The organism is Burkholderia sp. 572, from assembly GCF_040545135.1.
GTDB lineage: Bacteria > Pseudomonadota > Gammaproteobacteria > Burkholderiales > Burkholderiaceae > Burkholderia > Burkholderia cepacia.
In genome coordinates, this window is sequence record NZ_JBEPLH010000053.1 from 1 (window position 1) to 6,306 (window position 6,306).

Below are 6,306 nucleotides of genomic sequence, written 5' to 3' on the forward strand. Positions count from 1 at the left end.
CTCTCTCTCGGCCCGCGCTTCGTTGGGGGGGTCGGGGGGGGCGTGGTGGGTTTTCGCGGGGGGGGGGGGGGGGGGGGGCCGGGGGGCGCCCCCCCCCCCCCCCCCCCCCCCCCCCCACGACGCGTTGCTCCGGCGATGCAGGTCAGAATCTCTTCCGGCTTTCGTGGAGCGGGTGGACGACGTGGCGCCTGACGACGCCACGACCTTCGATATATTTTTCGGAATATATCGAGTTGTCACGAAACGGTAAACAATTATTCGGGTTCCTGTCGTCTTTCCTCCACAGGCGACCGACGGTCACCCGGATCGAAGTCGCGACGCACGACGGCCCGCATCGCGTCGATGCCGGCGACGGCCTCATGCCGAAATCCAGCATAATCAGGCGGTTGAAAGAGCGCCCTCGCCGGTGCGCGTACCCCGCACACGTTTGCGTCGCCATCCGGTTCACGGTTTGCCCGCGTTTCGCCGTCACGGGAGGAGCCAGTCTGTGCCGGTCTCGCGCACGGCGAACTGTGCGGGCGCAAAAATCCGCGGCACGCACACACTCGATGCGGCGCACCTCACGATGCCGGCGATCGCATCACCGACGACACCACGCCATCCCGCAGAAGACAGGACACCGACACATGGACCGAGCCGAACACATCAGCATCGAACAGACGAGCGCGCTTCCCGCCGACGAACTGGATCGATGCGACTTCTCGTTCGACATCGCGTGGGAATTGAACGCGCCGTATCAGGACTTGCTCGATCTGCGCGCGCTGCCGGCGCGCCGCAAGCACTACGGCTTCGATCCGGCCGGCTGGGCGGACGAGGCGACCGGCAAAACGGCGCTCTTTCGCGCGACGGCCGGCGGCCGGCTCGCCGGGTTCGTGGCGATCAGCCAGAGCTGGAACGGGATGGCCGAGATCGCGGAGCTGGCCGTCGACCGCCTCAGCCGACGGCAAGGCATCGGACAGTTGCTGCTCGCGGCCGCCGAATCCTGGGCGCGCAGCCACGGGTTCGGCTTCATGCGGCTGGAAACGCAGTCGAACAACATCGCCGCGTGCAGTACCTATGCCCGCTCGGGCTTCGTGCTGGGCGGGCACGATCGCCTGCTGTACGCGGACGACGAGAACGACGGTGAAGTCGCGCTGTTCTGGTACAAGGACCTGCGCGACGGGCAGACCGCACGGATCCGCACGGTCGACCCGGAATCCATGCGGCCGGCGCGCTGACGCATCGCCGAACGCGCGTCACATCCGGATCATGCCCGCGTCGCCACGATGAACAGACGCGGGAACGGCAGCAGCACGGTGCCGTCGGCAAGCGCCGGATAGCCGCCCGGGCCCGCGACCGCGTCGCGATACCGCGCGAGAAACGCCGCGCGCTCGCCGTCGTCGAGCGCCGCGAGGAACGGCCGCAGCGCGCTCCCCTTGAACCATTCGACGACCGCATCGGCACCGCCGCGCAGCGGGTGGTAGTAGGTCGTGCGCCACACGTCCACGCGCGAGCACAGCGGCGACAGCAGCGCGTGGTAATAACGCGCATCGAACCGCTCGGTGCGCGCCGCGCCTTTCAGCTTGTCCGCCCACGGCCCGGCCGCGGCGACCTCGCGCATCAGCCGATGCGCGGGTTCGTCGAGGTTGTCGGGCATCTGCACCGCCAGATGGCCGCCCGGCGCGAGCCGGCCGACGAGTGCCGGAAACAGCGTGTCGTGCGCGGGCACCCATTGCAGCACCGCATTCGCGAGAATCAGGTCGTAGCCGCCGGGATCGTTCCACGTGGAAATATCCACGACGTCGAAACGCAGGTCCGGCAGGCGCTTGCGCGCGGCGTCGATCATGTCCGCCGACGCATCGATTCCGTGGACCGTTGCGTCCGGCGCACGCGCGATCAGCGCCTCCGTCGAATTGCCGGGCCCGCAGCCGATGTCGATCGCGGTACGGATCGGCGTGTTGGGCACAGCGGCGAGCAGATCGCGGATCGGCCGCGTGCGTTCGTCCTCGAATTGCACGTACTGGGCCGCGTATCGATCGAGTGGGGTCGTCATGTCATTCTCCTCGTGGTCGGCGTGGACGGCCGTGCCGCTGCCGGCGTGCGCGGTGCGGGGGGCCGTCGATGCGAAGCATTCTGCGGTCGTCGTGAAGTTCAGTAAAATGAATTTAATATCGTGATTGATTCAAAATTCTGATGAAGATCGATACGCTCGGTGTTCAGGCTTTCGTCGCGATCGCCGACGGCGGCAGCTTCCGGCAGGCGGCCGATACGCTGCACGTCACGCAGACGGCCATCACGCAGCGGCTGCGCAAGCTCGAAACCTTTCTCGGCGTCGCGCTCGTCGAGCGCACCACGCGCCGCACCACCCTCACCGAAATCGGCCGGCGCTTCCTGCCGCAAGCGCGCCGGCTGCTGAACGAGCTGTCCGACGCGCTCACCGAAATTCGCGAAACCGGCCTGAGCCAGCGCGGCGACGTCACGATCGCGTGCGTGCCGACGGTCGGCGTGCAATACCTGCCTCGCATCCTGCGCGCATTCTCCGCGCACCGCCCGCACGATCGCGTGAAGATCCTCGATCACGCGTCGGCGTCGGTCCTGCAGGCCGTGCTGCATCGCGAGGCCGAGTTCGGCATCGGCATCGCCGGCGACCAGCATCCCGAACTGGTCAACGTCCCGCTGACGAGCGACCCGTATGTACTCGTGTGCCGCGACGATCATCCGCTCGCGAAGCGGCGGCGCATTCGCTGGGCCGCCCTGCAACCGCATCCGCTGATCTTCGCCGGCGAAGTGAGCGGCAATCGCGGGCTGCTCGACGGCGCGCTGAAGACGAGCGGCGTGTCGCTGCATTCGTTCTACGAAGTACAGCGCAGCTCGACGGCGCTCGGGCTCGTCGCGGAAGGGCTCGGCGCGGCGGTGGTGCCGAAGCTCGCGATCCAGAAGAATGCGTACCCGATGATCCGCACGATCGAACTCGTCGAGCCCGTGGTGTCGCGCACGCTCGTGCTCGTCACGCGCCGGAGCGCGCAACTGTCGCCGGCCGCCCGTGCGTTGTACGACATGATCGTCGAACAGGCGACACCCTCTCGATAGTGACAGTCGCGCGTCACGAAGGCCATGCCTTCGGGTAGTATCGCGTCACGCGGTCGCGACGAACGGTGCCTACCCGGCGCCGCACGCGTCATGCCGCCGCTGCAACGGCCGTTCCTCACCACCCCTGCACGGAGCACCGCATGGCCTATCGCAACTACCACAAGCGCAAGATTGCAGACCGGGAACTCCATCCCGAAACCCAGATGATGTCGTACGGCTACGATCCGTTCCTGTCGGAAGGATCGGTGAAGCCGCCCGTGTTCCTCACGTCGACGTTCGCGTTCCGCACGGCCGAGGACGGCGCCGAATTCTTCGACGTCGTGGCCGGGCGCAAGCCTTCGCCCGAAGGCGAAGGCGCGGGCCTCGTCTACAGCCGTTTCAATCACCCGAACCTGGAGATCGTCGAGGATCGCCTCGCGTTGCTCGACGATTCCGAAGCCGCCGTCGTGACGTCGAGCGGCATGTCGGCAATCGCCGCGATCCTGCTGACGTTCCTGCGGCCGGGCGACTGCGTCGTCCAGTCCGTGCCGCTGTATGGCGGCACCGAAACGCTGATCTCGAAGTTCCTGCCCGAGTGGGGCATCCGCTCCGAAGTGATAGCCGACGGGCTGTCCACCAGCGCGATCCGCGCCGCACTCGAAGCGGCCGCGCAAAAGGGCAACGTGCGGATGTGCTACATCGAGACGCCCGCCAACCCGACCAACGCGCTGTTCGACCTCGACGGGCTGCGCAGCGAGATCGATGCGTTCGAGGCGCGGCACGGCTACCGCCCGCTGTCGGTCTGCGACAACACGCTGCTCGGGCCGCTGTATCAGAAGCCGTCGCGGCAGGGCATCGACCTGAGCGTGTACTCGCTGACGAAATACATCGGCGGACATAGCGACCTCGTCGCCGGCGGCGTGACGGGCACCCGCGACCTGATCACGAAGATCCGCTCGGTCCGCAGCACGCTCGGCTCGCAGCTCGACCCGCATTCGTCGTGGATGATCACGCGCTCGATGGAAACGCTCGTACTGCGCATGCAGCAGGCCGCGCGCAGCGGCAGCGCCGTCGCCCGCTGGCTCGCCGACAATCCGCATCGGCCGGTGCGCGTGCTGCATCCCGAGCTCATCGACGATCCGGCCTACCAGACCGTCTACCGGCGCCAGTGCAGCGGGCCCGGCTCGACGTTCGCGTTCATCCTCGACGGCGGCCGCGAGCAGGCGTTCAGGTTCATCAACCACCTGACGCTCTTCAAGTCCGCGGTCAGTCTCGGCGGCACGGAGTCGCTAATCTGCCATCCGGCATCGACGACGCATTCGGGCGTGCCGGCCGAAGCGCGCGCAGCGGCCGGTGTGTCGGAAGGGCTGATTCGCGTGTCGGTCGGGCTCGAACATCCGGACGACCTGATCGCCGACCTGTCGTACGCGCTGGAGCATTGCTGACGCGGACGGCGTGTGCTCCGTGCCGCCGGCACGGGGCACGCTGCCGACGCCCGGATGCCGACGCCCGGACGCCGACGCCCGGACGCCGACGCCCGGATGCCGACGTTCGAGCTCCGTCGTCGTGCTTGCTCGAGGATCAACACGATGAACACCACGCGGCATTCGTACCGGATCGCCGATCTGCAAGGCGTGCCGATCGCGACCATGACGATCGTGCAGGAAATCGACAAGCTGGACGCGTTGCCCGATCGCTGCTGCACGGGCCGCGTGTCCGTCGAATTCGAATACCGGGAGTCGCCATTCGGATCGTCCACCCGGGTCAGGAAATTCCCGTTCAGCGAACGGTGGCTTCCGCTCGACGACTCGTCGTTCAAGATGCACATCGGCGACTTCATGCTTCCGCCGGTATTGTGCTGCCGGGGCATCGGCACGCTGTGCTGGTCGGAGATCCATCGAACGCTTCCCCTTCCGCCAGGCTTCTCGCTCCTGCTCGCCGGCAGCCTCAGCGACAAGGACGCAACGATGACCGGCCACATTCTCGGGAAGACGCAAACGATCGACAACATCGAACGCCGGAACGCATTCTGGCGCCGCATGCTGGATCCGGCCCATCAGACGCTCGTATCCGACGCGAACGGCGACGGATATTTCAGAGGCCGGTTCGTCGATCCGGCCACTCACGCCAGCTATACGCCCAAGGCGATCGCCACGAGAATCTGAGCGCGCGACGCACGACGGCCGAACCGGTTCAAAGCACCTTCACCATGAACACGCGCGACGTGCCTTCCGGTTCGCACGGCACTTCGCCGAATGCTTCGTAACCCTGCTTCCGGTAGAAATCCGGCGCCTGGAACGAGATCGTGTAGAGCACCGCCCGCGCGCATCCGCGTCGTTTCGCTTCCGCTTCGGCCTCGCGCAGCAGCCGGCTGCCGAACCCGCCGCCGCGCAGCGATTCGGGCAGGTAGAACAGATCGATGAAGAAGAGACCGAGCGACGTGCGCCCCGTCAGGCCGCCCACGATCTCGCCCGTCGCGGGATCGGTCACGTACACGTCGAGCGTGGCCGCGTCGGCGCGCCCCGTCATCGCGTGATTGAATTCGCCGAGCTTGCGGCTGATGAAATCGTGTACGGCCGGCTGCTCGATGTCGGTCAGTCGCAGGGTAACGTCGGGAAGGGCTGTCATCGGGAGAGCGCGTCAGTGAAAGGGCCGCCGGGTGTATCGCACCGTCAGCGGGCGTCGCACGACTATAGCGCGTCGCCCGCCGCGTGGCGACCGCGCTGCTCGCGCGCGATATCGCGTGCGATGTGGCATTCCCACGCGTCGTTCGGCCACATCGGGAACCCGAAACCCGGCGCCGAAGGCACCGTTGCGAATCGCGGCGGCTGCGCCGCCTTGCACGTGGCATCATCGCCGTCACCGTAGCCGACCCGCTCGGTCATGAGCGCGCACACCGCGCACGATCGCCCCGTTTCCCTCCCCCCGAGCAAGCGACCACCGCAAACGGCGGGCCCGTCATGCGCCCGCCGTCGCTTTCGTCATGCCGTCACACCATCATGCCCGCGCTCACGCCACCGCGAACGCCGCCTTCATGTCGGCCACGCGGCGCCGTTCGCGCGCGATCATCATCCGGTTCACGACGATCACGCCGATCGTCACCGCCGTGATGAACAGCGTCGCCAGCGCGTTCATCTCCGGGTTCAGCCCCAGCCGCACGCGCGAGAACACCACCAGCGGCAGCGTCGTCGACCCCGGCCCCGACAGGAACGCCGACAGCACCAGGTCGTCGATCGACAGCGTGAACGACAGCAGCCA

General features: G+C 67.3%; 7 protein-coding genes and 1 pseudogene. 4 read left to right on the forward strand and 4 right to left on the reverse strand.

Annotated features, from left to right (window positions below):
* The first annotated feature begins 626 nt into the window (after window positions 1–626).
* Window positions 627–1,217, forward strand: coding sequence for a GNAT family N-acetyltransferase (locus ABIC51_RS40650; protein ID WP_060171680.1), 591 nt, complete (start codon window positions 627–629; stop codon window positions 1,215–1,217).
* Window positions 1,218–1,246: 29 nt separating this feature from the next.
* On the opposite strand, the gene tam is transcribed toward ABIC51_RS40650, so the two are convergent.
* Window positions 1,247–2,032: a trans-aconitate 2-methyltransferase gene (gene tam, locus ABIC51_RS40655; RefSeq protein ID WP_226128216.1), complete on the reverse strand. Its 786-nt coding sequence runs from the start codon at window positions 2,030–2,032 to the stop codon at window positions 1,247–1,249.
* 140 nt (window positions 2,033–2,172) lie between these two features.
* On the opposite strand from tam, the gene ABIC51_RS40660 reads away from it, so the two are divergent.
* From ABIC51_RS40660 to ABIC51_RS40670, 3 genes are all read left to right on the forward strand, one after another.
* Window positions 2,173–3,069 (forward strand): LysR family transcriptional regulator, encoded by an 897-nt coding sequence (locus tag ABIC51_RS40660; RefSeq protein WP_027789878.1) that lies wholly within the window; start codon window positions 2,173–2,175, stop codon window positions 3,067–3,069.
* A gap of 140 nt (window positions 3,070–3,209) precedes the next feature.
* Entirely contained in the window at window positions 3,210–4,493 is a 1,284-nt protein-coding gene (locus tag ABIC51_RS40665; RefSeq protein WP_175899171.1) for a cystathionine gamma-synthase family protein, read from the forward strand.
* Window positions 4,494–4,637: 144 nt separating this feature from the next.
* Entirely contained in the window at window positions 4,638–5,213 is a 576-nt protein-coding gene (locus ABIC51_RS40670; protein WP_175899169.1) for a hypothetical protein, read from the forward strand.
* A gap of 28 nt (window positions 5,214–5,241) precedes the next feature.
* On the opposite strand, the gene ABIC51_RS40675 is transcribed toward ABIC51_RS40670, so the two are convergent.
* The 3 genes and pseudogenes from ABIC51_RS40675 to ABIC51_RS40685 all read right to left on the reverse strand — a co-directional run.
* Window positions 5,242–5,676 carry a GNAT family N-acetyltransferase gene (locus ABIC51_RS40675; protein ID WP_175899167.1) on the reverse strand — a complete coding sequence of 145 codons (435 nt, stop codon included), beginning with the start codon at window positions 5,674–5,676 and terminating at the stop codon, window positions 5,242–5,244.
* Between the two features lie 62 nt (window positions 5,677–5,738).
* The gene (locus tag ABIC51_RS40680; RefSeq protein ID WP_175899165.1) at window positions 5,739–5,933 is read right to left on the reverse strand and encodes a hypothetical protein; all 195 of its coding nucleotides are present in this window, start codon (window positions 5,931–5,933) and stop codon (window positions 5,739–5,741) included.
* A gap of 124 nt (window positions 5,934–6,057) precedes the next feature.
* Window positions 6,058–6,306, reverse strand: a pseudogene (locus ABIC51_RS40685) (putrescine ABC transporter permease PotI); the annotation flags it as partial.

Bases quoted from the DNA above. Each gene is read 5' to 3' on its own strand.
- tam (WP_226128216.1), bottom strand. From the start codon at position 2,032: ATGACGACCCCACTCGATCGATACGCGGCCCAGTACGTGCAATTCGAG.
- ABIC51_RS40665 (WP_175899171.1), top strand. From the start codon at position 3,210: ATGGCCTATCGCAACTACCACAAGCGCAAGATTGCAGACCGGGAACTC.
- ABIC51_RS40680 (WP_175899165.1), bottom strand. From the start codon at position 5,933: ATGACCGAGCGGGTCGGCTACGGTGACGGCGATGATGCCACGTGCAAG.
- ABIC51_RS40670 (WP_175899169.1), top strand. From the start codon at position 4,638: ATGAACACCACGCGGCATTCGTACCGGATCGCCGATCTGCAAGGCGTG.
- ABIC51_RS40660 (WP_027789878.1), top strand. From the start codon at position 2,173: ATGAAGATCGATACGCTCGGTGTTCAGGCTTTCGTCGCGATCGCCGAC.
- ABIC51_RS40675 (WP_175899167.1), bottom strand. From the start codon at position 5,676: ATGACAGCCCTTCCCGACGTTACCCTGCGACTGACCGACATCGAGCAG.
- ABIC51_RS40650 (WP_060171680.1), top strand. From the start codon at position 627: ATGGACCGAGCCGAACACATCAGCATCGAACAGACGAGCGCGCTTCCC.